Source organism: Flavobacterium sp. (assembly GCF_031409475.1).
GTDB lineage: Bacteria > Bacteroidota > Bacteroidia > Flavobacteriales > Flavobacteriaceae > Flavobacterium.
The window spans coordinates 1-23,804 of sequence record NZ_JANNXH010000003.1 but is presented as its reverse complement, the minus strand read 5'-3'; the positions used below and the strand labels follow the sequence as shown (position 1 = coordinate 23,804).

At 32.4% G+C, this 23,804-nt stretch carries 24 protein-coding genes; 18 read left to right on the top strand and 6 right to left on the bottom strand.

The window, feature by feature from the left end:
- From RMO53_RS00795 to RMO53_RS00775, 5 genes are all read left to right on the top strand, one after another.
- Positions 1 to 686: AraC family transcriptional regulator (locus RMO53_RS00795; protein ID WP_310377445.1), on the top strand; the 686-nt coding region annotated here is incomplete at its 5' end.
- A 128-nt stretch (positions 687 to 814) separates the two neighbouring features.
- A complete protein-coding gene (locus tag RMO53_RS00790; protein WP_310377444.1) occupies positions 815 to 2,788 on the top strand; it encodes a serine hydrolase domain-containing protein in 1,974 nt (657 codons plus the stop codon).
- Between the two features lie 14 nt (positions 2,789 to 2,802).
- A complete protein-coding gene (locus RMO53_RS00785; RefSeq protein WP_310377443.1) occupies positions 2,803 to 3,531 on the top strand; it encodes a DUF3667 domain-containing protein in 729 nt (242 codons plus the stop codon).
- Between the two features lie 7 nt (positions 3,532 to 3,538).
- Positions 3,539 to 3,730 (top strand): hypothetical protein, encoded by a 192-nt coding sequence (locus RMO53_RS00780; protein ID WP_310377442.1) that lies wholly within the window; start codon positions 3,539 to 3,541, stop codon positions 3,728 to 3,730.
- A 167-nt stretch (positions 3,731 to 3,897) separates the two neighbouring features.
- A complete protein-coding gene (locus tag RMO53_RS00775; protein WP_310377441.1) occupies positions 3,898 to 4,527 on the top strand; it encodes a DUF2306 domain-containing protein in 630 nt (209 codons plus the stop codon).
- A 143-nt stretch (positions 4,528 to 4,670) separates the two neighbouring features.
- Here the strand turns inward: RMO53_RS00775 and RMO53_RS00770 are convergent, their stop codons facing one another.
- On the bottom strand, positions 4,671 to 4,967 hold the full coding sequence (locus tag RMO53_RS00770) for an isoamylase early set domain-containing protein (RefSeq protein ID WP_310377440.1): 297 nt from the start codon (positions 4,965 to 4,967) through the stop codon (positions 4,671 to 4,673).
- A gap of 236 nt (positions 4,968 to 5,203) precedes the next feature.
- Here RMO53_RS00770 and RMO53_RS00765 point away from each other — a divergent pair, with 236 nt between their 5' ends.
- The 4 genes from RMO53_RS00765 to RMO53_RS00750 are packed head-to-tail and all read left to right on the top strand — an operon-like array spanning position 5,204 to position 7,535.
- Entirely contained in the window at positions 5,204 to 5,545 is a 342-nt protein-coding gene (locus RMO53_RS00765; protein ID WP_310377439.1) for a 2TM domain-containing protein, read from the top strand.
- A 1-nt stretch (position 5,546) separates the two neighbouring features.
- Positions 5,547 to 6,029 carry a dihydrofolate reductase gene (locus tag RMO53_RS00760; RefSeq protein ID WP_310377438.1) on the top strand — a complete coding sequence of 161 codons (483 nt, stop codon included), beginning with the start codon at positions 5,547 to 5,549 and terminating at the stop codon, positions 6,027 to 6,029.
- 47 nt (positions 6,030 to 6,076) lie between these two features.
- Complete coding sequence (gene ubiE, locus RMO53_RS00755) at positions 6,077 to 6,808, top strand: bifunctional demethylmenaquinone methyltransferase/2-methoxy-6-polyprenyl-1,4-benzoquinol methylase UbiE (RefSeq protein ID WP_310377437.1); 732 nt, start codon at positions 6,077 to 6,079, stop codon at positions 6,806 to 6,808.
- A gap of 22 nt (positions 6,809 to 6,830) precedes the next feature.
- The gene (locus tag RMO53_RS00750; protein ID WP_310377436.1) at positions 6,831 to 7,535 is read left to right on the top strand and encodes a porin family protein; all 705 of its coding nucleotides are present in this window, start codon (positions 6,831 to 6,833) and stop codon (positions 7,533 to 7,535) included.
- A 62-nt stretch (positions 7,536 to 7,597) separates the two neighbouring features.
- On the opposite strand, the gene RMO53_RS00745 is transcribed toward RMO53_RS00750, so the two are convergent.
- Positions 7,598 to 8,326 (bottom strand): RNA methyltransferase, encoded by a 729-nt coding sequence (locus RMO53_RS00745; RefSeq protein ID WP_310377435.1) that lies wholly within the window; start codon positions 8,324 to 8,326, stop codon positions 7,598 to 7,600.
- Between the two features lie 37 nt (positions 8,327 to 8,363).
- Between RMO53_RS00745 and RMO53_RS00740 the strand changes: the two genes are divergently transcribed.
- From RMO53_RS00740 to accD, 3 genes are all read left to right on the top strand, one after another.
- Positions 8,364 to 10,925, top strand: a complete 2,562-nt coding sequence (locus RMO53_RS00740; protein ID WP_310377434.1) for a BamA/TamA family outer membrane protein — start codon at positions 8,364 to 8,366, stop codon at positions 10,923 to 10,925.
- Positions 10,926 to 10,985: 60 nt separating this feature from the next.
- Complete coding sequence (gene fbaA / locus RMO53_RS00735) at positions 10,986 to 12,053, top strand: class II fructose-bisphosphate aldolase (RefSeq protein WP_310377433.1); 1,068 nt, start codon at positions 10,986 to 10,988, stop codon at positions 12,051 to 12,053.
- A 104-nt stretch (positions 12,054 to 12,157) separates the two neighbouring features.
- Positions 12,158 to 13,012: an acetyl-CoA carboxylase, carboxyltransferase subunit beta gene (gene accD, locus RMO53_RS00730; protein WP_310377432.1), complete on the top strand. Its 855-nt coding sequence runs from the start codon at positions 12,158 to 12,160 to the stop codon at positions 13,010 to 13,012.
- Positions 13,013 to 13,100: 88 nt separating this feature from the next.
- Here the strand turns inward: accD and RMO53_RS00725 are convergent, their stop codons facing one another.
- Positions 13,101 to 14,354 carry an ABC transporter permease gene (locus RMO53_RS00725; protein WP_310377431.1) on the bottom strand — a complete coding sequence of 418 codons (1,254 nt, stop codon included), beginning with the start codon at positions 14,352 to 14,354 and terminating at the stop codon, positions 13,101 to 13,103.
- A 163-nt stretch (positions 14,355 to 14,517) separates the two neighbouring features.
- Here RMO53_RS00725 and purH point away from each other — a divergent pair, with 163 nt between their 5' ends.
- From purH to rodA, 6 genes are all read left to right on the top strand, one after another.
- Positions 14,518 to 16,113 (top strand): bifunctional phosphoribosylaminoimidazolecarboxamide formyltransferase/IMP cyclohydrolase, encoded by a 1,596-nt coding sequence (gene purH / locus RMO53_RS00720; protein WP_310377430.1) that lies wholly within the window; start codon positions 14,518 to 14,520, stop codon positions 16,111 to 16,113.
- A gap of 53 nt (positions 16,114 to 16,166) precedes the next feature.
- Entirely contained in the window at positions 16,167 to 17,195 is a 1,029-nt protein-coding gene (locus tag RMO53_RS00715; protein WP_310377429.1) for a rod shape-determining protein, read from the top strand.
- Between the two features lie 97 nt (positions 17,196 to 17,292).
- Positions 17,293 to 18,117 carry a rod shape-determining protein MreC gene (gene mreC, locus RMO53_RS00710; RefSeq protein WP_310377428.1) on the top strand — a complete coding sequence of 275 codons (825 nt, stop codon included), beginning with the start codon at positions 17,293 to 17,295 and terminating at the stop codon, positions 18,115 to 18,117.
- Complete coding sequence (locus RMO53_RS00705) at positions 18,110 to 18,616, top strand: rod shape-determining protein MreD (protein WP_310377427.1); 507 nt, start codon at positions 18,110 to 18,112, stop codon at positions 18,614 to 18,616. The genes mreC and RMO53_RS00705 overlap by 8 nt, the downstream gene beginning before the upstream one ends.
- The gene (gene mrdA, locus RMO53_RS00700) at positions 18,613 to 20,544 is read left to right on the top strand and encodes a penicillin-binding protein 2 (RefSeq protein WP_310377426.1); all 1,932 of its coding nucleotides are present in this window, start codon (positions 18,613 to 18,615) and stop codon (positions 20,542 to 20,544) included. Before RMO53_RS00705 ends, mrdA begins: the two co-directional genes overlap by 4 nt.
- Before the next feature lie 17 nt (positions 20,545 to 20,561).
- Positions 20,562 to 21,797, top strand: a complete 1,236-nt coding sequence (gene rodA, locus RMO53_RS00695) for a rod shape-determining protein RodA (RefSeq protein WP_310377425.1) — start codon at positions 20,562 to 20,564, stop codon at positions 21,795 to 21,797.
- A gap of 212 nt (positions 21,798 to 22,009) precedes the next feature.
- On the opposite strand, the gene RMO53_RS00690 is transcribed toward rodA, so the two are convergent.
- The 3 genes from RMO53_RS00690 to RMO53_RS00680 all read right to left on the bottom strand — a co-directional run bounded on the left by RMO53_RS00690 (position 22,010) and on the right by RMO53_RS00680 (position 23,507).
- Positions 22,010 to 22,306: a type II toxin-antitoxin system RelE/ParE family toxin gene (locus RMO53_RS00690; RefSeq protein ID WP_310377424.1), complete on the bottom strand. Its 297-nt coding sequence runs from the start codon at positions 22,304 to 22,306 to the stop codon at positions 22,010 to 22,012.
- Positions 22,296 to 22,511: a hypothetical protein gene (locus RMO53_RS00685; protein WP_310377423.1), complete on the bottom strand. Its 216-nt coding sequence runs from the start codon at positions 22,509 to 22,511 to the stop codon at positions 22,296 to 22,298. Before RMO53_RS00685 ends, RMO53_RS00690 begins: the two co-directional genes overlap by 11 nt.
- A 264-nt stretch (positions 22,512 to 22,775) precedes the next feature.
- Entirely contained in the window at positions 22,776 to 23,507 is a 732-nt protein-coding gene (locus RMO53_RS00680; RefSeq protein ID WP_310377446.1) for a DNA/RNA non-specific endonuclease, read from the bottom strand.
- Positions 23,508 to 23,804: the final 297 nt, after the last annotated feature.

Below are 23,804 nucleotides of genomic sequence, written 5' to 3'. Positions count from 1 at the left end.
TACTTTTGGCTTTGAAAAAGTATAAAAAAATATATCTCGAAAATTACACCAATGCAGATACCATAAATTACAAATGGTTGTTACAAATGACACTCGTTTTTTTAACTGCTCACTTGTTTGTAGTCTCAAAGATGATTTTAACCCTGACTCAAAATAAGGATGTTATTATACTATCCAACATTGTGGTAAGTATTTCTGCACTGGCGGTTACTTCATGGATTGTAATGAAAGCATTATATCAGCCACAACTTTTTAGAGGTATTGAAATAAAACTTGAACCTGTTGAAACAATTTTACAGGAAGAAAATAAAATAGATAACATTGAAATCAATGCTGAGATTTCGCAAAAAATTGAAACGATAAAGAAATTTATGAGAGAAAAGGAGCCGTTTTTAGTGCCGACTTTAACCATTCAGGAACTTGCCTCACAAATCGATCTTCCACAAAAAGAACTATCCGTTCTGATTAATCACCATATAGGACAACATTTCTTTGATTTTGTAAATGAATATCGTATTCAAAAGGCAATGAAAATTTTACAAACCCCCACTAAAAAAGAGTTCACGGTTTTAGAAATCCTTTACGAAGTAGGTTTTAACTCAAAATCTTCCTTTAATACTGCGTTTAAAAAATACACTAACCAAACCCCAACAGAATTCAGAAAACGCTCATTATCAACAAAATAAAAAAGTAAAACGCAATAACATAAAAAGTCGAACCAATTATATCTCAACTAATTGGTTCGACTTTTTTTATTCGGTCGCTTTATAAAAGCTGTTCATATAATTTTGTGTCAAATTGTAAAACAAAGATTATGACAACAAAGAACTCCCTATTTTTCATCTTATTTCTCTTTCAAGTGTGTCAACTAAATGCACAAACTGAAAAAGGATTTGTTAAAATAGGTGGAACTGTTAGCACAAACATTTCACCAAAAGAAAGGCATCGTTATAAAATAAAAATGGCAAAAGATGAAATAGCTACACTTAAATTACTTCAAAAAGGAACAGATGTGATAATATCTACTTTTGATTTTAATGGTGAAAAACTTAACGATTTTGATAGCCCAAATGGAAGCAACGGTTACGAGGCCTTTTCCATAACTTCTACTCATAAAGGTGATTATTTTTTTGAAATTAAATCATTCGATGAGAATACAAGCGTAGGTAAATATGATTTGACTATTCAGAAAATAAAGCATAAAGCAGTAACACCCTTTGAAAAAACAGATGAACTTTTGGAGCAATATGATAACGAAAATACTCCAGGGATAGCCATTTCCGTTGTAAAAGACAGTAAATTTATTTATAAAAAAGGGTTTGGTATAGCCAATTTAGAATACAACATACCCATTACGCCAACTACGGTTTTTGAAGTTGCTTCGGTCTCAAAACAATTCACCGTTTTTTCAATTCTATTATTAGAAAAGGAAGGGAAATTGTCGCTGGATGACGATATTAGAAAATACCTGCCTGAATTACCCAACTATGGACATAAAATATCTATTAGAAATTTAACTGATCACACTAGTGGCATAAAAGACCAGGGCGACTTAACAGCATTAGTTGGAATTAAGCCAGAAGATGTGATATCCAACAAAGAAATTGTGAATTTAATTGCTCATCTAAGCGAATTAAATTTTATCCCCAATACTGCATTTGAATACTGTAATTCCGGATACAATTTATTGGCTGAAATCGTAGAGAGGGTGTCAGGAAAAAGTTTTGCTGCATTTACAACCGAGCGAATTTTTGTTCCCCTAAAAATGAAAAACTCTCAATTTCCACAAGATTATGAAAAGATTATAAAAAACAAAGCCTATTCTTATGCACCTACCCCAAATGGCTACAAAAAAAGACTTTTAAATAATTCCATTGTTGGCTCTACAGGACTTAATACTACTGTTGAAGATTTAAGTTTATGGGCAATGAATTTTGAAAATCCGGTTGTGGGAGACAGAACAATTTTCGATAAAATGAAAGTGCAAAGTCAACTCACTAATGGAGAAACCTTGTCGTATGCCCTTGGTCAAGAACTTAAAAACTACAAAGGACTAAATGTAATTTTTCACGGTGGTGGTGATGCAGGATATCGTTCTTATCTTCTTCGAATTCCTGAACATCGTTTTTCTGTTACAATCATTGGAAATTCAGAGGCATTTAACCCATTAGATGTAGCCTACAAAATCGTTGACATTTTCCTTGCCGATAAACAAAAAATAGCAGAGCCAAACAAACAAGAGCTTACAATCAATGAAGAGTTACTTAAATCCTATAACGGAAATTATGAAGTGATGCCGGGATTAATTATCAATATTTCAAACGATGAAAAAAATCTTTATTTGCAAGTAAAAGGAGAAAATCAAAAAATAATCTTGCCGTTAATAAGCCATAGCGAATTTTTGTTTTCAGGTATTCCTCATAGTAAAATTGTTTTTCTGAATAATGGTGAATTAAAGTGGCATCTATCAGACTTTGTGTACATTGGAAAAAAAATTGACCTAAAACCTTTTGATGAAACCAAAATAAATTTCTCTGACTTTGTTGGTAAATACTATAGTCCTGAATTACAAACATCCTATACGTTTGTTTTAAAAGATAACCAACTGATTGCAACACATCCTAAAAATGCAAACATAAAAATGAGTATCTTACAGCCCGATATTTTCATTAGTTCGGAGAGTTTTTTAAAGAAAGTAGAGTTTGTTAGAAATGAAAAATCTGTTATCATTCGTTGCAAAGTATCAGGCTCACGTGCAAAAGAAATTAAATTTGAAAAAGTAGAATAAAGACGATAGGGAATATGAGAAACTGCAAAAACTGTAACACCGAAATAAATTCAAAATTTTGTCCAGATTGCGGACAACCATCAAACCTAAAAAGAATTGATGGAAACTATATAATCCACGAAATTGAACACGTTCTACATTTTGAACGTGGAATTTTATATACAATTCGTGAACTCACAACAAATCCAGGACAAAACATTCGTAAATATCTTTCAGAAAACAGAAGCAGACTTGTAAAACCAATCATATTCATCATCATAACTTCTTTGATTTATACAATTTTATGCTACGTATTTCATATTGAAGACGGTTATGTAAAATATCACGAAGCCAAAGGCGAAACCTCAAGTGCTGTTGGTAATATTGTAAAATGGGTGCAAGAGCATTATGGCTATGCAAATATTATGATGGGTATATTTATTGCTTTATGGTTAAAATTATTTTTCAGGAAGTCTAACTGTAATTTTTTTGAAATTCTGATTATGCTATGCTTTGTGATGGGAATGGGAATGTTGATTTTTTCAGTTTTTGTAATTATAGAAGGAGTAACACACTTTAACATAATGACAATTGCAGGTGTCATGGGTGTAGTATATTGTGTTTGGGCAATCGGACAATTTTATGACAAGAGAAAACCTGCAAGCTATATAAAAGGGTTATTTGCATACATTTTAGGAATGATTACTTTTTGGATTTTTCCTGTACTTATTGGAATAATAATAGATTTAATAAACAAACATTAATTAAAAAATGGACAACAAAAAAGGGATGAATTGGTTTTTTGCATTTATTGCATTTACATTGGGCTTAACTTTGATTAAACATATTGACTTTAAAAACTTGACATTAAAAGATCCTATTTTGGATATTCTTTATATAATAGTATTTTTAATATCAATTTACTTAATTATTAAAGACTTGAAAAAAAAGGCTGACAAATAAAAACTGCCACTAAAAGACAATACAAGCAATTTTGGTATTTGGCTTAATTTGAAGTTGGTCTTGTATCAATTAAATTTGAGTTTATCCGAAAATAGGTCTTAATTTAGTCCAAAACACGCTGTAGTGCCAGAACGTTGGCGACAAGCTTAAAAAAACATCAACTCTAAATGAAAATAATTGAACGTTTACTATACTTCCTTTCTTGGAGCATAATTATAGGCTTATCAGCTTATTTTTTTCTTGAAAATGTAAGTGTTTTTTTTACTGGATATAGAAGTGACAGTTACATTAACAACCCAATTTGGGTAAGTTCTCACTTAATTGGCGGAACATTAGCGTTACTGACTGGACCAATACAGTTTTCTAAATGGATTAGAAGTAAATATTTGAACTTTCATAAACTGACAGGGAAAATTTACATCCTTGGAGCATTTATCGTAGGTTTATCGGCTATCCGACTTTCACTGATAAGTTCTTGTGTAACCTGTAGAGTTTCTCTATTCATTTTAGCAGTTTTGGTTCTCTTTACCACTTTTTCGGCTTGGTGGTCCGTAAAAAATAGAAATATAAAAGTACATCAACAATTTATGGTTAGAAGCTACATATGCATACTTTCATTTGTAGCTGTAAGAATAGGTGGAATTATTTCACTAGACTTTTTATTTGGGCAAATTGAAGACCCAACATTTAGCAGAACTGTAAATGAGTATTTCTTTTCATTTGTTCCACTAATTTGTGGTGAAATAGTTATGATTTGGATTCCAACATTAAAAAATATTAAAAGAAAAAAAAATTAAATTAAAGCCAATCGCTAACATTGATTTAGAACTATTGTGTAATAAGCAACGTGACCATAAGGAATAAACCGAGTATGAAATTCAAACAAAAAATCCTTCTCGTTTTAAAAACAAGAAGGATTTCATTTTTTTTGCAACAAGGCTTAAACGGTTATAACACCGTTTTCAGTTCCTGCAAATTCATTAAATACGTATGAATCTGCTTCGCCGTCATTTACATAAGCGCCATCTATGACATACTTAAATTCATAAGAAGCGTCTTTGTTTAGTTCGAAAACACCTTTGAAGGTACCGTTTTTTAATTTTGACAACTCGCCTTCTGCTGGATTCCAGTTGTTGAAATCACCTACTACTGTAGCAACATTTGCTTCTTTAGCCTCTACCGAAAATGTAACTTTACAAACCGGTTTTGTTTTTATAAATTGTTTCTTAATTGACATAACTATTTCATTTTTAGAATTATGGGGCAAATGTAAAGTAGATTTTTGTAAAAACAATTTATAAAACGAAGTTTTAGGAGTATGACAAAAACCTTCCTAATTTTTAGTAGTATCCATAATCATTCGTTATTAAAATTTTCATATTCGGACTACGAATACGTTTTCTTTTTAATTTATTCTGAATTAGAAAGTAAGTTTAAAATTAATATTTTACCTTTATGCATTAAAAAATTTCTATGGAAACAGTCCAACACGAACAATATGAATATGCAAGACGAAGAATAAAGCGAAAGAAAACACTCTACTTTCATTTTGTTTTATTTCTATTAGGGAGTTTATTTATGTTTGTCTCCAATCATTTTCAAGTTTTTGGTTATACTTCTAATTGGTCCGTTTGGTTAATTACACTATGGACTTTTTTGTTTGTTTTACATTTTATAAAAATTTATATCACCGATCGATTCATGGACAAAAACTGGGAAAGAGAACAAATTGATAGACTTGTTGCCCTGCAAAAACAAAAAATAGCCGAATTTCAAACACAAGTAGACAAAGACGCTGCAATAAATCAAAAATAAAATGATCATTATTATTGCGGCTGTAGCCGAAAACTATGCTCTAGGAAAAAACAATAATTTACTTTGGCACTTGCCAAATGATTTTAAACGGTTTAAGGAACTTACTACCGGTCATTATATAATTATGGGGCGAAAAACTTTTGAAAGTTTCCCAAAACCTCTCCCAAACAGAACCCATATTGTTATTTCTAGACAAAAAAACTATCATCCAGAAGGTTGTATCGTTGTTCCAGACATAGATAGCGCTGTTGCCGCTTGTCCAAATAATGAAGACCTATATATCATTGGTGGAGGCGAAATTTATAAACAATCAATTGCTATTGCAGATCAGCTTGATATTACAAGAGTACATCATTCGTTTGATGCCGATGTATATTTTCCTGAAATAGATTCTAAAATTTGGCAATTAACAAACGAAATTATTAATCACAAAGACGAGAAACATCAATACAACTACAGTTATCAAACCTTTGTTAGAAAATAGTAAAAATCCAAAAAAATCTAACTTATCTTTGTTGCAAAATTTAATGCATGTCTGAAAACATAACACCTTATAAAGATTCTTTATTAAGTAAAAAAGAACAAGTTGCAAAAATGTTTGATACCATTTCTGGTAATTACGATAATTTAAATCGGGTAATCTCTTTTGGTATTGATGTAAAATGGCGCAAAAAAGTTTTGAAAATTGTTGCTCAATCTAACCCCATTTCAATTCTAGATATTGCTACTGGCACTGGAGATTTAGCTATTTTGATGGCACAAACTAAGGCAGAAAAAATAATTGGGCTGGATATTTCTCAGGGAATGCTTGAAGTAGGAGTGAAAAAAATTGAAGCAAAAAAACTTTCAAAAACTATAGAAATGGTTCTGGGTGATTCAGAAAAAATGCCCTTTGACACGAATAGTTTTGATGCCATTACGGTTGCTTTTGGAGTTCGAAATTTCGAAAATCTTGAAAAAGGATTGACAGAAATTTTAAGAGTTTTAAAACCCAACGGTGTTTTTGTAATTCTCGAAACATCGGTGCCAGAAAAAACGCCCTACAAACAAGGGTATACTTTTTATAGTAGAAACATACTTCCTATCATAGGAAAACTGTTTTCAAAAGATACTGTAGCTTACGGTTATTTATCAGAATCAGCAGCAAATTTCCCTTATGGTGAAGCCTTAAACAATATTTTGAAAAAAATTGGGTTTATAGATGTAGTCGCTTTGCCGCAAACATTTGGTGTAGCAACAATATATTCGGCTTCAAAAAAATAATTCTGAAAATAGTCAGCCCACGATGAAAAAAATAGTTGTCTTAATTTTATTCCTCTTCGTTATAAAAGGGCAAGCACAATTTACTAAAAGCATGTTTAGTAAAACCCCAATTATAAATCTTGAAAACTGGCAAAAAAAAAGACTCTATTTTGGTTTTTATCTCGGATTCAATTCGTATGATTTTAAAATTGATTATAAAACAGTTGGTCCAGATATTAATGTTAAAAAAAGTACCGGTTTTAACGTTGGCCTTGTTTCAGATTTAAGACTTCAAGAATATATAAATTTAAGGTTTGAACCCGGATTGTATTACACAAAAAGAGATTTATTTTATCCAAATTTCACAACAAAAAACGATGCTTTAAGAGAAGTAAACAGTACTTATATTCATTTTCCGTTTTTGTTAAAATTCTCTTCGTTGCGAACAGGAAATGTTCGTCCTTATTTACTTGGTGGATTATCTGCAACCTTAAATCTATCTAGTAATTCTAAATCCAAAGATGATAATTCTGAACAACGCTTTAGAGTAAAGCCTTGGACTACTAATTATGAACTTGGTTTTGGTATCGATCTTTTTTCGGAATATTTTATATTTTCACCCTCAATTCGAGGCGTTTTTGGTTTAAAAGATGAGTTAATACGTGATAACGATCCAAATAGTCCGTGGACAGGCACTATAGAATCACTTAAATCTAGAGCGATTTTTATAAATTTTACTTTTCACTAAAAAAGAGATAACCGCAAAGTTCGAAAGGCTTTTCGCAAAGTTTGTAAAAAATAATTTCTATTTTATGACGGTCTACGAAACTCGCTCAAAATAATAGCAGTAGCTGTTGCCACATTCAAACTCTCGGTTTGCTGCAATTTACCAAAACGCGGAATGGCTAGTCGGTTTTTGATTAATTTTTCTATTTCGGGTGAAATTCCATTGGCCTCATTGCCCATGATTATAATTCCTTCTTGAGGCAACGTAGTTTTATAAATATTTTCTCCATTCATAAAAGTGCCGTAAACGGGTAGTTTAGTTTGAATAATAAAAGGACTCAAATCAACATAATTTACATTTACTCTAGCAATTGAACCCATTGTAGCTTGAATAACTTTTGGGTTATAAATATCAACGGTTTCTTTAGAACATACTAATTGACTTATACCAAACCAGTCACACAATCGCAATATGGTTCCAAGATTTCCAGGGTCACGAATTGAATCAAGCGCAAGAATCACTCCCGTTTCAATGATTTCTTTATGAATTTGAATTTTAAATACTGCTAAACAAGTATTTGGTGTGGTTAATGCAGTAATTTTTTTTAAATCACCCTCACAAACTGTTGTTTTAAATTCAACAGAAACCTCCTCAAAATCGTTTTGAGTAGTGTATATATGAACCAATTCAAAATTTGATTTAAGTAATTCTTGAACTACCTTTATACCTTCGGCTATAAACAATTGATTCGCTAACCGTTGTTTTTTTTGCTGTAAACTCGTTATAAGTTTTATTTGGTTTTTACTAAGCATAAAAAAATGTACTTTTGAATTAAATATAATAAAACACTTGAAAAAGATTTCCACAAAAATAACAGCATTTATTCTAATAGCAACATTAATTTCTGCTTGTGACTCTGTTAAAAGAGTTCCCGATGGAAAACAACTACTTACTAAAAACGAAATTTCTGTAAATGACAAAGTTATTAAGGATGAAGTCATTTTTAACCAATTGTATCAAAAACCTAACGGAAAACTTTTAGGATTTCCTTTACGCTTGACTTTAAACAATTGGGCGAAAAAAAACCCGGACTCCACTTATCAGGCTAAATTTAAAAATAATCCAAAAAAATACGAACGTAAATCAAAATGGTTGTCTGCAAAACAGGTGGATCGACTTGGAAACTCTTTTTGGTATCGTGGATTTAATGATTTTTTAAAAAAAACAGGAGAACCACCAGTTATTATTGACACTGTTAAAACAAATAAAACCTTGTTAAGATTGAATTATTATTATTCAAATAATGGGTTTTTTAATGTAAAATCAAACTACACAATTAAACCCATAAATCTTAAAAAAGCTAAAATAAAGTATGCCATTATTACTGGGAATCCCTATTTACTAGATTCTATAACCTCATCAATACAAACACCGGTTCTCGACTCTCTTTATGAAACAAATAAGATTAATACTTTTATAAAATCAGGAAATCAATTTAAAACCATTGATTTTGAAAATGAAAAAAAACGCATTAATACCCATTTTAGAAACAATGGTGTCTATAATTTTCAGCCCAATTTTGTGACTTTTAATCTAGATACTATTGATAAGAAAGAAAAAGCAAACGTAAATTTAATCATAAACAACTACACTTACCAGGAAAACGATTCGACAAAAACAGCGCCTTTTAAAATTTATAAAATAAGTGATGTTAATATTTATACGGACTATTCACCCGCTGAAAACAACCCGAAAATCACCGATAGTACTGCCTTTAAAAACTTCAACCTTTACAGTCGTGAAAAATTAAAATACAAACCAAATGCTATAACTGATGGCGTTTTTATTACAAAAGGGAGTTTGTTTGCAGATGATAAAACAGTTTTGACGACTCGATATCTAAATAATTTGAAGATTTTTAATTACCCAACCATACAATACGAAGTAGATTCGAGAGACACAACTGCCCATTCCTTAATTGCCAAAGTGTATTTGACACCCAGAAAAAAATACAGTTTTGGTAGCTCACTAGATTTTACACACTCTAATATTCAAGATTTTGGTATAGCCGGAACAACTTCTTTAACCATTAGAAATGTATTTAATGGCGCCGAAACACTAGAAATTGCTGGTCGTGCAAATATTGGTTCCTCAAAGGATTTAGCAAATCCAAAAGACAATTTTTTTAATGTTTTAGAATATGGTGTTGATTTAAAACTGAATTTTCCTAGAATTTTAATTCCTTTTAGCACCCAAAAAATTATTCCAAAAAGCATGATTCCCTCAACAGCGATAACTTTGGGATTTGCCTCACAACAAAATGTAGGACTGGACAAAGAAAATTTCACAGGAGCTTTATCGTATAATTGGACCCCAAAAATAAAGAATACGGCTCGTTTCGATTTGTTTAACATACAGTATGTTCGAAACCTGAATCCACAAAATTATTTTAATGTGTACCGTTCTTCCTACAAAGCATTAAATGATATTGGGAAAATTTACAATACAAATGCAGATTATTTTGATAATATTAACGATAAAAACTTGACAATAGAGGAAGGAACAGCAGGATTTACTAAAGCTGTTTTAGACGGAACTACTTCCTTAATAAATACAGACCGAGATTATATCACCGTAAAAAGCAATGAAGAAAGAAGAATAAGACTTACCGAAAACGACTTTATATTAGGAACCAGTTACTCCTTTACAAAAACAACAAAAGCAGATTTATTAGACAACACCTTTTATTTGTTTAAAACAAAAATCGAATCAGCGGGTTCACTTTTATCTGCAATTTCAAATGTTGCAAATCTAGTTAAAAATCAAAATGGCAATTATGAGATTTTTAATTTAGAATATTCCGAATATATTAAAACTGAATTTGATTACATTAAACATTGGGATTTATCAAAAGAAAAAGTACTCGCTGTAAGAACCTTTTTTGGGATAGCTATTCCTTTTGGAAATTCAGATAATATTCCTTTTTCGAGAAGTTATTTCTCAGGAGGATCAAACGACAATAGAGCATGGCAAGCCTACAGTCTGGGACCAGGAAGTAGTGGTGCTCGAAATGATTTCAACGAAGCAAATATGAAAATTGCATTGAGTGCTGAATTCAGATTTAAAATATTAGGAAATTTAAAAGGAGCGCTTTTTGCCGATGCAGGAAACATTTGGAACGTACTTGATAATGTAGTCGATGAAAAATCAACTTTCACAAGCCTTAATGACTTAAAAGAAATAGCTCTTGGCTCAGGATTTGGACTGCGATATGACTTAAGTTTTTTTGTAGTTCGATTTGATTTTGGATTCAAAACCTATAATCCCGCTAATGAAAAAACCAAGAGATGGTTTCAAGAATATAATTTTGGAAACTCAGTTTTGAATTTTGGAATTAATTATCCGTTTTAAGTGCTAATTAATTCTTATTTTTGCATTCTGAAAACTAAAAACAACTAAAAAAGAATTACAATGGCACACAACATAAAACCTGGCGTTGCAACAGGAGACCAAGTTCAAGAAATTTTTAATTACGCAAAACAAAAAGGATTTGCACTTCCTGCTGTAAACGTAACTGGATCAAACACTATAAATGGTGTACTTGAAACTGCTGCTAAATTAAATGCACCCGTAATAATACAATTCTCAAACGGTGGAGCACAATTTAACGCAGGAAAAGGACTGTCAAATGCTGGAGAAAAAGCAGCTATTGCTGGCGGAATTGCTGGCGCAAAACACATTCATGCTTTGGCCGAAGCTTACGGAGCAACTGTAATTCTTCATACTGATCATTGCGCAAAAAAATTATTACCTTGGATTGACGGTTTATTAGACGCTTCGGAAGCAAATTTTGCAGCAACAGGAAAACCTTTATACAGTTCACACATGATCGACTTATCCGAAGAGCCAATCGAAGAAAACATCGAAATCTGCAAAGGATATTTAGCTAGAATGAGCAAAATGGGAATGACGCTCGAAATCGAACTTGGAATCACTGGTGGAGAAGAAGATGGCGTGGATAACTCTGATGTGGACAGCTCAAAATTATATACACAACCTGAAGAAGTTGCCTATGCTTATGAGGAACTTTCAAAAATAAGTCCTCGTTTTACAATTGCTGCCGCTTTTGGAAATGTACACGGTGTTTACAAACCAGGAAATGTGAAATTAACTCCTAAGATTTTAAAAAATTCACAAGATTTTGTACAAAACAAATTCAACACAGGACACAATCCTGTTGATTTCGTTTTTCATGGAGGTTCAGGTTCTACACTGGAAGAAATTAGAGAAGGGATTAGTTATGGTGTAATTAAAATGAATATTGATACTGATTTACAATTTGCTTTTACCGAAGGTATTCGTGATTATATGGTTAAAAATATTGAGTACTTAAAAACTCAAATAGGAAATCCAGAAGGTGCTGATGTTCCTAACAAAAAACATTATGACCCAAGAAAATGGATGCGTGAAAGCGAAGTTACTTTCAACACCAGACTCGAACAAGCATTTGCTGACTTGAATAACGTGAATACTTTATAAAGTACGAAGTACGATATACGAAGTACGAAGTGATTTAAATATTAATTAAGAATTTAGAAATGGATTTTACTTCCAACTTCTAACTTCTAACTTCCAACTTAATTATGGCTTGGTTTAAAAGAACAGAAAAAGGAATTACAACGGCTACCGAAGACAAAATGGATGTCCCAAAAGGACTTTGGTATAAATCGCCTACTGGAAAAGTAATTGATGCAGATGAACTTGCTCGAAACTTATATGTAAGTCCAGAAGATGGCTTTCATGTTCGAATAGGCAGCAAAGAATACTTTGAAATGTTATTTGACGATAATAAATTCAAAGAGTTGGATGCTAAAATGACATCGAAAGATCCACTACACTTTGTGGATACCAAAAAATATTCGGAACGATTAAAAGACACCATAAACAAAACGCATTTGAATGATGCCGTTCGAACTGGTGTTGGCAAATCAAAAGGAAAAGATTTAGTAATATGTTGTATGGATTTTGCCTTTATTGGCGGTTCTATTGGTGGTGTTGTGGGCGAAAAAATTGCTCGCGGAATTGATCACTCTATAAAAAACAACATTCCTTTTTTAATGATTTCAAAATCAGGTGGAGCCAGAATGATGGAAGCCGCATACTCATTGATGCAATTAGCCAAAACTTCTGCAAAATTAGCCCAATTAGCCGAAGCAAAAATCCCTTATATTTCCCTTTGTACCGATCCAACAACGGGCGGAACAACCGCTTCGTATGCCATGCTTGGTGATATTAATATTTCTGAACCCGGTGCATTAATAGGTTTTGCTGGTCCAAGAGTAGTTAGAGACACCACCGGTAAAGATTTGCCTGAAGGATTTCAAACCGCAGAATTTGTACTTGAACACGGTTTTTTAGATTTTATCACACCCAGAAAAGAACTGAAAGACAAGATTAATTTGTACATCGATTTGATACAGAATATAGACGTTAGATAATTTTCTTTTTAATTATATAAAAAAAACACAAAGCGATGCTTTGTGTTTTTTTTTGAACAAAAGACCGTAATTGCCGTGAAGTCTGGAATTACATTCCGGTTCTAATCGCTTCCACAGGATCGAGTTTTGAGGCGGAAATTGCAGGTAGAATACCAGCAATTAAACCTATTAAAACAGCTAATCCTGAACCCAAAACAATGTTGCTAAATCCTAGTACAAATTCAAAATCCAAAGCTTTGGTCAAAACCATCGCAATAATCCAAACCAAAATCAATCCAATAATTCCCCCTATTAAACAAAGTATAATGGCCTCGAAAAGAAACTGAAACAGAATAAATTTGTTTTTTGCACCCAATGACTTTTGAATTCCTATAAGATTGGTGCGCTCTTTTACAGAAACAAACATAATATTAGCAATTCCAAAACCGCCCACAAGCAATGAGAACCCGCTAATTATCCAACCCATAATATTCATTTGGCTTATAATTCCGTCAATCATGTTAGTAAATCCTGATAAAATGTTAATGAAAAAATTGTTGATTTCATCTGATTTTACACCTCGATAATTCCGTAGTTTTTGAGCAATTTCAGCTTTTAGAGCATCTACATCAATTCCCTTTTCTGGTTTAATTACGATTACAGGTAAAACTCTATCGGTATTATTCCCATATAATTTTCTAATGAAATTAGAAGGGAAAAAAGCAGAAACATCATCGCTTTCTCCTAACCCTAGACTCATTCCTTTCTTTTTGGTTACTCCAATTACCGTAAACCGTTGTCCATACATTCGCACGGTTTTACCTATTGGATTAAAATCATCGAACAAGTTTTTAGCAATATCATACCCAATAACCACGACTTGATTTGCAGCGTTTGATTCCGCTTCATTAAAAAACCGTCCTTGGTCAATCTCCATCCTTTGTATGTCTGCAAATTCATATGATACAGGCACAACGTTGACATTCAATGAAGTTTTTGAACCTGCCTTAATGTTTTCGCTGTTGATAAAATACTGAAAACAAGAATTCTCTACATTACTTAATGCGCCTTTTAGATATTGAAACTCTTCATTATTTACCGCCGGAAATTGTTGCCGTTTCCATCGTGGAACATCAGAAGGTCCAAAAGACTGACTTGTTAAATATATCGTGTTTTTATCTAATGAACTTAAATCTTTCGTGATTTTTCTATCCAAGGAATCCACCGCCGAAAGTACGGCAATGATGGAAAAAATCCCTATCGTAACTCCTAACAAAGAAAGAAATGTTCTTAATTTATTATTACGCAAAGCGTTCATCGCAAAGCCAAAACTTTCTTTTAATAATCGAAGATAAACAAGCATAGAATTACAATTTATGTTATCGTAAAATTCAATTTATTTTATTTCAAAACCAAATCAAAAATCACTTCCGTATAAGTACGAATTTTTTAGATTTTGTTACACCTTTTCATTGAATTTTATCATCAAAAAAACTACTTTTGCACCACAAAATTCTAACTGCATAATGAACACAACAAAAACAATACAATCTGCATTAATTTCAGTCTTTTCTAAAGAAGGTTTAGAACCAATAATACAAAAACTTCACGAACAAAATGTAATCTTTTATTCTACCGGAGGAACCGAAGAATTTATTAAAAATCTTGGCATTCCAGTTATTCCTGTTGAGGATGTTACTTCATACCCATCGATTCTTGGCGGAAGAGTAAAAACATTGCATCCAAAAGTTTTTGGTGGAATATTAAATCGTCAAGACAACGAAAGTGATGTGCAACAAATGAAAGAATATAACATTCCTCAAATTGATTTGGTGATTGTAGATTTATACCCATTCGAGAAAACTGTTGCTTCTGGGGCTAGCGAGGAAGACATTATCGAAAAAATAGATATTGGCGGCATTTCGTTGATTCGTGCGGCTGCAAAAAATTTCAAGGATACTGTGATCGTTGCTTCGGTTGATGAATATAGTTTGCTTTTGGAATTAATTAGCAATCAAAACGGTGCAACTACTTTGGTCAACCGAAAACTTTTTGCCTTGAAAGCTTTTAATGTTACTTCACATTACGACTCGGCTATTTTTAATTATTTTAATAAAAATCACGATGAAACTGTTCTAAAAATCAGTGAAAATAACGGTCAAGTTTTGCGTTATGGCGAAAACCCACATCAAAAAGGGTTTTTCTTTGGCGATTTCGAAGCCATGTTTACAAAACTTCACGGAAAAGAATTATCGTATAACAATTTACTCGATGTAGATGCAGCTGTAAATTTGATTGCTGAATTTAAAAATGACGTACAGACGTTGAAACATGATGTACAGACGTTGCAACATGATGTACAGACGTTGCAATGCAACGTCTCTACGTTTGCGATTTTAAAACACAACAACGCTTGCGGATTGGCCACAAGAACTACAATTGCCGAAGCATACAATGCGGCTTTGGCTTGTGATCCAACATCAGCTTTTGGAGGAGTTTTGATTGCAAATACTAAAATTGATGTGCCAACAGCTACAGAAATAAACAAATTGTTTTGCGAAGTGGTTATCGCTCCAAGTTTTGATCAAGAAGCCATTGCTATTTTACAAGAAAAGAAAAACCGAATTATATTGATCCAAAAGGAAACTTCATTATCGCCAACAACGGTAAGAACTTGTTTGAATGGGGTTTTGGTTCAAGAAAGAAACAACATCACTGATACTAAAGCAGACTTAAAAACCGTTACAACAACAGCACCAACAAATCAAGAAATAGAAGATCTACTTTTTGCTTCCAAAATTTGTAAAAACACTAAATCAAATACGATTGTTTTTGCAAAAAACGGTACGCTTATTGCTTCTGGAACAGGGCAAACATCAAGGGTTGATGCTTTATTACAAGCAATTGAAAAAGCAAAAACTTTTGGTTTTAGTTTAGAAGGTGCTTCAATGGCCAGCGATGCTTTTTTCCCTTTCCCAGATTGTGTAGAAATTGCCAAAAACGCTGGAATAACAGCAGTAATTCAGCCTGGAGGTTCTATAAAAGACCAATTAAGCATTGATTATTGTAACGAAAATAAAGTTGCAATGGTATTTACAGGAACACGTCATTTCAAACATTAATTTGTTTAGATTTGTACTAATAAAAAAATTAACTTTTAAACCCTTAAAAACTTATGGGATTTTTTGATTTCATGACCGAGGATATTGCGATAGACCTTGGAACCGCAAACACTTTAATCATACACAATGATAAAGTTGTAATTGATAGCCCTTCAATTGTAGCTAGAGACAGAGTCTCGGGCAAGATAATAGCTGTTGGAAAAGAAGCCAACATGATGCAAGGGAAAACTCATGAAAACATTAAAACAATAAGACCTCTGAAAGATGGTGTAATTGCAGATTTTGATGCTTCAGAAAAAATGATAAGCATGCTTATAAAAAGCATTCCTGCATTGAAAAAAAGAATGTTTACTCCAGCACTTCGAATGGTAGTTTGTATTCCATCTGGAATTACCGAAGTAGAGATGCGTGCCGTAAAAGAATCGTGCGAAAGAGTAAATGGCAAAGAAGTTTATCTGATACACGAACCTATGGCTGCGGCAATAGGAATTGGTATTGATATTATGCAACCTAAAGGAAATATGATTATTGACATTGGCGGTGGAACTACTGAAATTGCTGTAATCGCACTTGGTGGAATTGTGTGTGACAAATCAGTAAAAATTGCTGGTGACGTTTTTACTAATGATATTGTGTATTATATGCGTACCCAACACAACCTTTTTGTTGGTGAAAGCACTGCAGAGAAAATAAAAATTCAAGTTGGAGCAGCTGTTGAAGATTTAGAAACTCCTCCAGAAGAAATGTCGGTTCAAGGTCGAGATTTACTAACTGGTAAACCCAAACAAGTATCTGTTTCTTATAGAGAAATAGCAAAAGCATTAGACAAATCGATTCAAAGAATTGAAGATGCTGTTATGGAAACTTTATCACAAACTCCTCCTGAATTAGCAGCTGATATTTACAACACCGGAATTTATCTTGCTGGTGGTGGATCAATGCTCAGAGGATTGGACAAAAGAATTTCTCAAAAAACTGATTTACCAGTATATATTGCAGAAGATCCATTAAGAGCAGTCGTTAGAGGAACTGGTATGGCACTTAAAAATATTACACGATTTAAAAGTATCCTTATAAAATAACAAAAAATAAAATTTCAAGTTCCCATTTTTGCTTTTGAGTCCTAAATTAGAATTTGGAATTTTTATGTTTGATTTTTTAAAATATTAATTTTACACAATGCAGCAAATATTTAATTTTATTTTTAAAAACAGTAATAGATTACTGTTTTTGCTGCTTTTACTCGTTTCGTTTTTTCTAACTATTCAATCCCATTCTTTTCACAAGAGCAGAATTATTAGTTCTGCTAATTTCTTAACTGGTGGAGTTTATGAAAAAATTAATAATGTAAGTGAATATCTAAGTTTAAGAACTCAAAACGATGCCTTAGCTTTAGAGAATGCGAAATTAAAAAGCATGCTTTTTAATTCAAAAGACACTGCTTCTATTCCTAAAATGGACAGTATAAAAGGAGTTCGCCTTACAAATATTATAGTTTCGAAAGTGATTCACAATTCCTTCAATGCACATGAAAATTATTTAACGGTCAATTCAGGAACGCTTCAAGGTGTAAAACCCGATATGGGAGTTATAAATAGTTTAGGTATAGTTGGGATAATTGACAACACCTCCGCCAGCTATGCAACAGTAGCGAGTATCCTGAATGTTAAATCTCAAATAAATGCTAAAATTAAAAAATCAAATCATTTTGGTTCTTTAATTTGGAACGGAAAAAACACGGGAATTGTACAATTGATAGATGTTCCCAGATTGGCAGCCATTAGAAAAGGAGACACCATTGTAACAGGTGGACAATCCGTAATATTTCCTGAAAATATTAATATTGGAACCATTAAAAAAATCTATGTGGATAATCAAACTAATTATTACACTCTAGATATAAAACTTTTTAATGATATGACTAATCTAGGTCATGTGTATATCATAAAAAGTAAAGATCGCGAAGAAATTATTAATTTAGAAAAGGAGAAAAAAGATGAATAGTACTTTATTCGCCAATATTTTTCGTTTTTTACTGTTATTGACAGCCCAAATTATTATTTTCAATAATATAAATTTTTTGGGGTATATCAGTCCATTTCCCTATTTGCTTTTTATAATTTTATACCCTGTAAATGGTAATAAATATGGACTTCTTGTTGCTAGTTTCATACTTGGTCTAATTATAGACATGTTTAGTAATTCTGGTGGAATCCATGCGACTGCTTGTGTGGTTTTGGCTTATTATAGACCTTATTTATTTAAATTTTCTTTTGGGTTGAGTTACGAATACCAAACGGTAAAATTAAATGATGTGCTCACACCCGAACGATTCTCTTTTATACTGTTATCGGTTTTAATTCATCATCTAATATTGTTTATTTTAGAAGCGTTTCAATTCAGCTTTTTTTGGGATATTTTGATACGAACTATTTTGAGCACACTCTTTACAATCCTAATTTGTGTTTTAATAATATACCTTATAAAACCACATAAGCGATGAGAAAACTGCTGCTTCCATCCTTAATTATTGTAGGAGCATCTTTACTTGTAATACGAATTTTCTATTTGCAAATTGTTGATGTAACTCTAAAATTAAAATCCGACAATAATGCTATTAAGATTAAATACGACTATCCAGAAAGAGGGTATATTTATGATAGAAATGGGAAACTGTTAGTAGCAAACCAGCCCTCTTATGATATCATGGTCATTCCAAGAGATCTTAAAAATATTGACACTTTAGAATTTTGTGAATTATTAGACATTACTAAAGAAGAATATATCAAAAAAATAGCCAAAGCCAAAGTATACAGTCCCAGATTACCCTCGGTTTTTTTGGCTCAATTAAACAAACTTGAGTTTGCAGCTTTTCAAGAAAAAATGCGAAAATACGAAGGTTTTTATATCCAAAAAAGATCCTTGCGTGATTATCAAGTTGCTTTTGGCGCCAATGTTTTTGGTTTTATTACCCAAGTAAACGAAAAATTAATTGAAAAAAACCCCTACTACAACAGTGGTGATTTAATAGGAAAACAAGGTGTTGAGGAAAGTTACGAAGAGGTTTTGCGCGGAATAAAAGGAGTAAAATATTTTCAAAAAGACAAGTACAATAGAGAAATTGGCTCTTTCAAAGAAGGAAAGTATGATACCGTAGCAGTTCAAGGAGAAGATATAAACCTTACTCTCGAATTAGAACTTCAAAAATACGGCGAGGAATTAATGATCAATAAACGAGGAGGAATTGTAGCAATCGAACCCAAAACAGGCGAAATATTAGCTTTAATTACAGCACCAAATTATGATCCAGCAATTTTAGTAGGACGTCAACGTTCAAAAAACTATACCATGTTGTATCGTGATTCTATTGCAAATCCTCTTTATGACAGAGCGTTATTAGCAGAATATCCTCCTGGCTCTCCTTTTAAAATATTAACTGGTTTGGTTGCGCTTCAAGAAGGTGTAATCAACGAACAAACCACTTTTATGTGTCATCATGGTTTTAGTTATGCTCGAGGACGATTTATGAAATGCCATGGTTCTGGGCCACATCAATTACACAATGGTATCGCGTTGTCTTGTAACACCTATTTTGGTAGTGTTTATATGAAAACGATAAACAAATACAGAAGTCCACCGTATGCTGTAGATGTTTGGAGTAAACATGTTAAAAGTTTTGGACTGGGACAATTTATGGGTTATGACTTACCTACAGGTAAAAGAGGTAAAGTTCCAGATTCAAAAACCTACAAAAAAATGTATCCGGATTGGCGTTGGGACAGTAAAACAATTGTTTCCAATGCAATAGGTCAAGGAGAAGTTTTGATGACACCTATACAACTTGCAAATATGATGGCAACCGTAGCAAACGAAGGATATTATTTCACGCCTCACATCATAAAAAAAATTAAAGGCGAGAAAATAGATAAAAAATTTACAACAAAGCACGTTACAACTATTGATAAAAAATATTTTAAACCCATGATAAGCGGTTTATTTGATGTATATAATATTGGAACTGCAAGTTCACTTAAAGTGGATGGAATCGATATTTGTGGTAAAACGGGAACAGCCGAAAATTTTGCGAAAATTAATGGAAAAAGAACACAACTTGAAGACCATTCTATTTTTGTCGCTTTTGCTCCAAAGGACAACCCGAAAATTGCCATTGCTGTAATGATAGAAAATGGTGGTTATGGCGCAACAATTGCTGGTCCAATTGCAAGCTTAATGATCGAAAAATACTTGAGACATAAAATAACAAGAGTTGACTTAGAAAAAAGAACGTTAGAGCGAAGTTTACAGGATCGATACGCAAAATTTGGTGGGCTTTCTGCAGCAGTTAAGTTAGAAATGAGAATCAAAGATTCTATTTTAAAAAGCAAAATAGTAGTTCCAAAAATCAAAAAAGACACCACTAAAGTAAATTAACAATTGATTCATTTTAAATGAAAAATCAAAGTTTAACAAACAATATTGACTGGATTTGTATCATTATTTATAGTGTACTTGTACTATTGGGTTGGTTGAACATTTATTCCTCCTCATTGTCCTCTATGGAAGGAACGTCTGAAAAGCAATTTGTGTTTATCGTTTTAACCATTCCTTTAATTTTTACTTTGCTCTATGTAGACGGCAAATTTTATGAAAAATATGCAAGTATACTATATGGAATTGCACTATTATCACTAGTTGGATTATTTGCTTTTGGCAAAACTATTGCGGGTCAGCGATGCTGGTATGGTATTGGAAGTTTTACTTTGCAACCATCGGAATTTGCAAAAGCTGCAACTGCATTAGCATTAGCTAAATATTTGAGTGATTCTCAAATCAATTTAAAAAACATCAATCGGCAAATTCAAGCCCTTGTTATTGTCTTTTTGCCAGTATTATTAATTCTGCCACAACCTGACCCAGGAAGTGCTTTAATTTATAGTGTTTTTATTATTGTTTTATACCGCGAAGGTTTACCAGCTTGGTATGTTTGGACAGGATTTATAGCCATACTTTTATTTGTACTAACACTTATTTTACAACCTCAGTATGTAATTTTATTGGCATTACTTGTAATTGTTTTTATCCATTTCAGATCCAGATTGGGAGATAGAAATGTGGTCTTGAGCAGTATTCTTTTTGCACTCATTTCAGGATTTGTACTTTCTGTGAGTTATGTTTTTGAAAATGTTTTTAAACAACACCATCGCGACCGTTTTAATATTTTGTTAGGAAAAACAGTTGACATGAAAGGAGTTGGGTACAACACCAATCAATCCGAAATTGCTATTGGTTCTGGCGGTTGGTTTGGCAAAGGATTTCTTGAAGGCACGCAAACCAAAGGCGGATTTGTGCCAGCACAACACACAGATTACATATTTACAACTGTAAGTGAAGAGTGGGGTTTTCTTGGATCAATACTGGTAATAGCGTTGTTTGTAGGTTTGTTTCTTCGATTAATTTATTTAGCCGAGAGGCAAAAAACAAAGTTTAGCAGGGTTTATGGCTATTGTGTTGCTGGAATTCTATTCATCCATTTTTTTGTGAATATTGCCATGGTTTTGGGAATTTTTCCAACTATTGGTGTGCCGCTTCCGTTCTTTTCTTATGGTGGCTCAGGTCTTTGGGGTTTTACTATTTTACTTTTTATTTTTATAAAAATGGATGCCAATAAAGTAAATGAATGGTAGTTAATTAAAACTCCACTCTTTATAATCGCTATTTTTTTCCAACCTTTTTTCTAAAGCATCTTCGAGTTTTGGAAAAAAATCCGATGGCTCGGATATTTAATAATTTTTCTCGTGTTGTATAGTGCAGAAATTCTTTCTGTGCCCACAAACCAGAGCTAACAAAACAAGTCAAAAATCGTAAAAACCAAGAAATCTCGCTTGGCTTTTTGTTTCTATCTAACAGGATATTTATTTGGGTCTTGTGAAGTATGAAATACGGAATAAATATAAATGATATTATTGTCTTGGTCAACATCAAAAAAGGTTAAAAAAGGAAATGATTTAAAAGGGATGGCTCTTAAATGCTTGTATCGTACTTGATAAAACGGATTAATCTCAAGATTTCGATATACATCTTCTAACTGGAGGTCAAAATTAGTGAGTACCGAAACTGACAATTGTTCATAATATTCAAAAGCTTTCTGGATTTCTTCCTGTGCTTGTGGCAAAATAGTAAGGTTATACGCCATGTTTTTTTCGTAATTGGCTCAATGATTCTCTTGCCGATACAAAATTTGTTTTATCTTCTTTTAACCGTTCATCAAGAATTTTTTTCTGTTCATCACTAATAAAAAATTCTTCATTATTTTTTTCATAGTTAGCACCAATAAGTTCCAAGAATTCTTGAAAAAACTGTTGCTTGTTGTCTGGTATTAATACATTGTAAGTAATCATAATATCGCTGTTAAATAGATAATTGCTGGTGTAAATTGTTTTTCTGCTCTTTGAAGTCTTCTCTAAAAAAGAGTACACGTTATTAAAAGTTTGGTGTGCTTTGCAAATTTCTGCTCCACTTACCCACAAAGTTGAGCAAAAAAAGCAACAAATGCAAACAAGTTGCTAAATGTCTTTAACAACAACTGCGGTTTTAGCGACCAGAATATTACCACCCACAGGATTCCTCTAGTTTAGTAAGGCTTTACTAATCTAATATGTCATTTATTTAAAACTCCACTCTTTATAATCGCTATTTTTTTCCAACCTTTTTTCTAAAGCATCTTCGAGTTTTGGGAAAAAATCTATTTTAGTTAGAGCTTCTATTTTATCAACTGGAACTACAAATTTATATAAGGGTAAATTACTTTCTCGATGAGGAACAAGAAACCCAATCATATTGGTTTTATTACCTGATTTATAGACTAATACTTTGTAAAAATAATTAGGAACTGCCACGTTTTCGACTCCAATAGTTTTCAAACCGCTTTGTAAAACACCTCCTGTAATTACATATAAATCGTTGTGTTTTGATGCCCAATAACGCACTTTTTGCTCTAATCTATTCCAGACACCATCATTAAAATCATGCAATTGTGGTGAGATATTCGAGGTGTAGAAAGTATCATTAAATGCATTTTTTGAAAATTTCATGTCGGCTGCAGGACAAAGATGCCCTTTGTCGTAACCTGATTTTTTATAATTTCTCCAATCTGCTGACTGGGTTTTTACTTTTGGATCCTCAATGAAAAATGGTCTTTGAAAGTTGTTGCCCTTTAATTGATTTTTCATCAAATGATAGGCAACCCACTCTGCTTGCTCGTATTTTTCATTATACGATAAAGTGTAGTTGTCGTGAACAATAATTTGATTTGTAGTTGAAGTAGGCAGAAAATCTAAATCCTGCTTTTGGCTTTTTAAATTAGTATCCTCTTTTTTTAAATCAAAAGATACCATTCCAAAAGAAATAAAAAATCCTATCAACAAAACGGAACTAATACTAAAAACGCTCCAAAAATTCGTTTTGAATCTCAGGAGCGCAAGAGCAATTAATGATTTTATTTTTGTACTCATTGTTTTAAAATCAATTACGATTTAACAAGTTTTGTTTTTTTTAACTTACTGGACAGCCCTTTTTTTACAATAACTTTTGGCTGTAAATCATCGAGTATATTGAGAGCTTCTTCAACATAAATATCTTTTGATAAACTCTCGTGCCATCTTTCTCTTTTTTCTTTTAACGAAAGGTCTTTG

Coding starts and splice junctions, on each gene's coding strand:
- RMO53_RS00790 (WP_310377444.1), top strand. CDS start 815: ATGACAACAAAGAACTCCCTATTTTTCATCTTATTTCTCTTTCAAGTG.
- RMO53_RS00785 (WP_310377443.1), top strand. CDS start 2,803: ATGAGAAACTGCAAAAACTGTAACACCGAAATAAATTCAAAATTTTGT.
- RMO53_RS00780 (WP_310377442.1), top strand. CDS start 3,539: ATGGACAACAAAAAAGGGATGAATTGGTTTTTTGCATTTATTGCATTT.
- RMO53_RS00775 (WP_310377441.1), top strand. CDS start 3,898: ATGAAAATAATTGAACGTTTACTATACTTCCTTTCTTGGAGCATAATT.
- RMO53_RS00770 (WP_310377440.1), bottom strand. CDS start 4,967: ATGTCAATTAAGAAACAATTTATAAAAACAAAACCGGTTTGTAAAGTT.
- RMO53_RS00765 (WP_310377439.1), top strand. CDS start 5,204: ATGGAAACAGTCCAACACGAACAATATGAATATGCAAGACGAAGAATA.
- RMO53_RS00760 (WP_310377438.1), top strand. CDS start 5,547: ATGATCATTATTATTGCGGCTGTAGCCGAAAACTATGCTCTAGGAAAA.
- ubiE (WP_310377437.1), top strand. CDS start 6,077: ATGTCTGAAAACATAACACCTTATAAAGATTCTTTATTAAGTAAAAAA.
- RMO53_RS00750 (WP_310377436.1), top strand. CDS start 6,831: ATGAAAAAAATAGTTGTCTTAATTTTATTCCTCTTCGTTATAAAAGGG.
- RMO53_RS00745 (WP_310377435.1), bottom strand. CDS start 8,326: ATGCTTAGTAAAAACCAAATAAAACTTATAACGAGTTTACAGCAAAAA.
- fbaA (WP_310377433.1), top strand. CDS start 10,986: ATGGCACACAACATAAAACCTGGCGTTGCAACAGGAGACCAAGTTCAA.
- accD (WP_310377432.1), top strand. CDS start 12,158: ATGGCTTGGTTTAAAAGAACAGAAAAAGGAATTACAACGGCTACCGAA.
- RMO53_RS00725 (WP_310377431.1), bottom strand. CDS start 14,354: ATGCTTGTTTATCTTCGATTATTAAAAGAAAGTTTTGGCTTTGCGATG.
- purH (WP_310377430.1), top strand. CDS start 14,518: ATGAACACAACAAAAACAATACAATCTGCATTAATTTCAGTCTTTTCT.
- RMO53_RS00715 (WP_310377429.1), top strand. CDS start 16,167: ATGGGATTTTTTGATTTCATGACCGAGGATATTGCGATAGACCTTGGA.
- mreC (WP_310377428.1), top strand. CDS start 17,293: ATGCAGCAAATATTTAATTTTATTTTTAAAAACAGTAATAGATTACTG.
- RMO53_RS00705 (WP_310377427.1), top strand. CDS start 18,110: ATGAATAGTACTTTATTCGCCAATATTTTTCGTTTTTTACTGTTATTG.
- mrdA (WP_310377426.1), top strand. CDS start 18,613: ATGAGAAAACTGCTGCTTCCATCCTTAATTATTGTAGGAGCATCTTTA.
- rodA (WP_310377425.1), top strand. CDS start 20,562: ATGAAAAATCAAAGTTTAACAAACAATATTGACTGGATTTGTATCATT.
- RMO53_RS00690 (WP_310377424.1), bottom strand. CDS start 22,306: ATGGCGTATAACCTTACTATTTTGCCACAAGCACAGGAAGAAATCCAG.
- RMO53_RS00685 (WP_310377423.1), bottom strand. CDS start 22,511: ATGATTACTTACAATGTATTAATACCAGACAACAAGCAACAGTTTTTT.
- RMO53_RS00680 (WP_310377446.1), bottom strand. CDS start 23,507: ATGGTATCTTTTGATTTAAAAAAAGAGGATACTAATTTAAAAAGCCAA.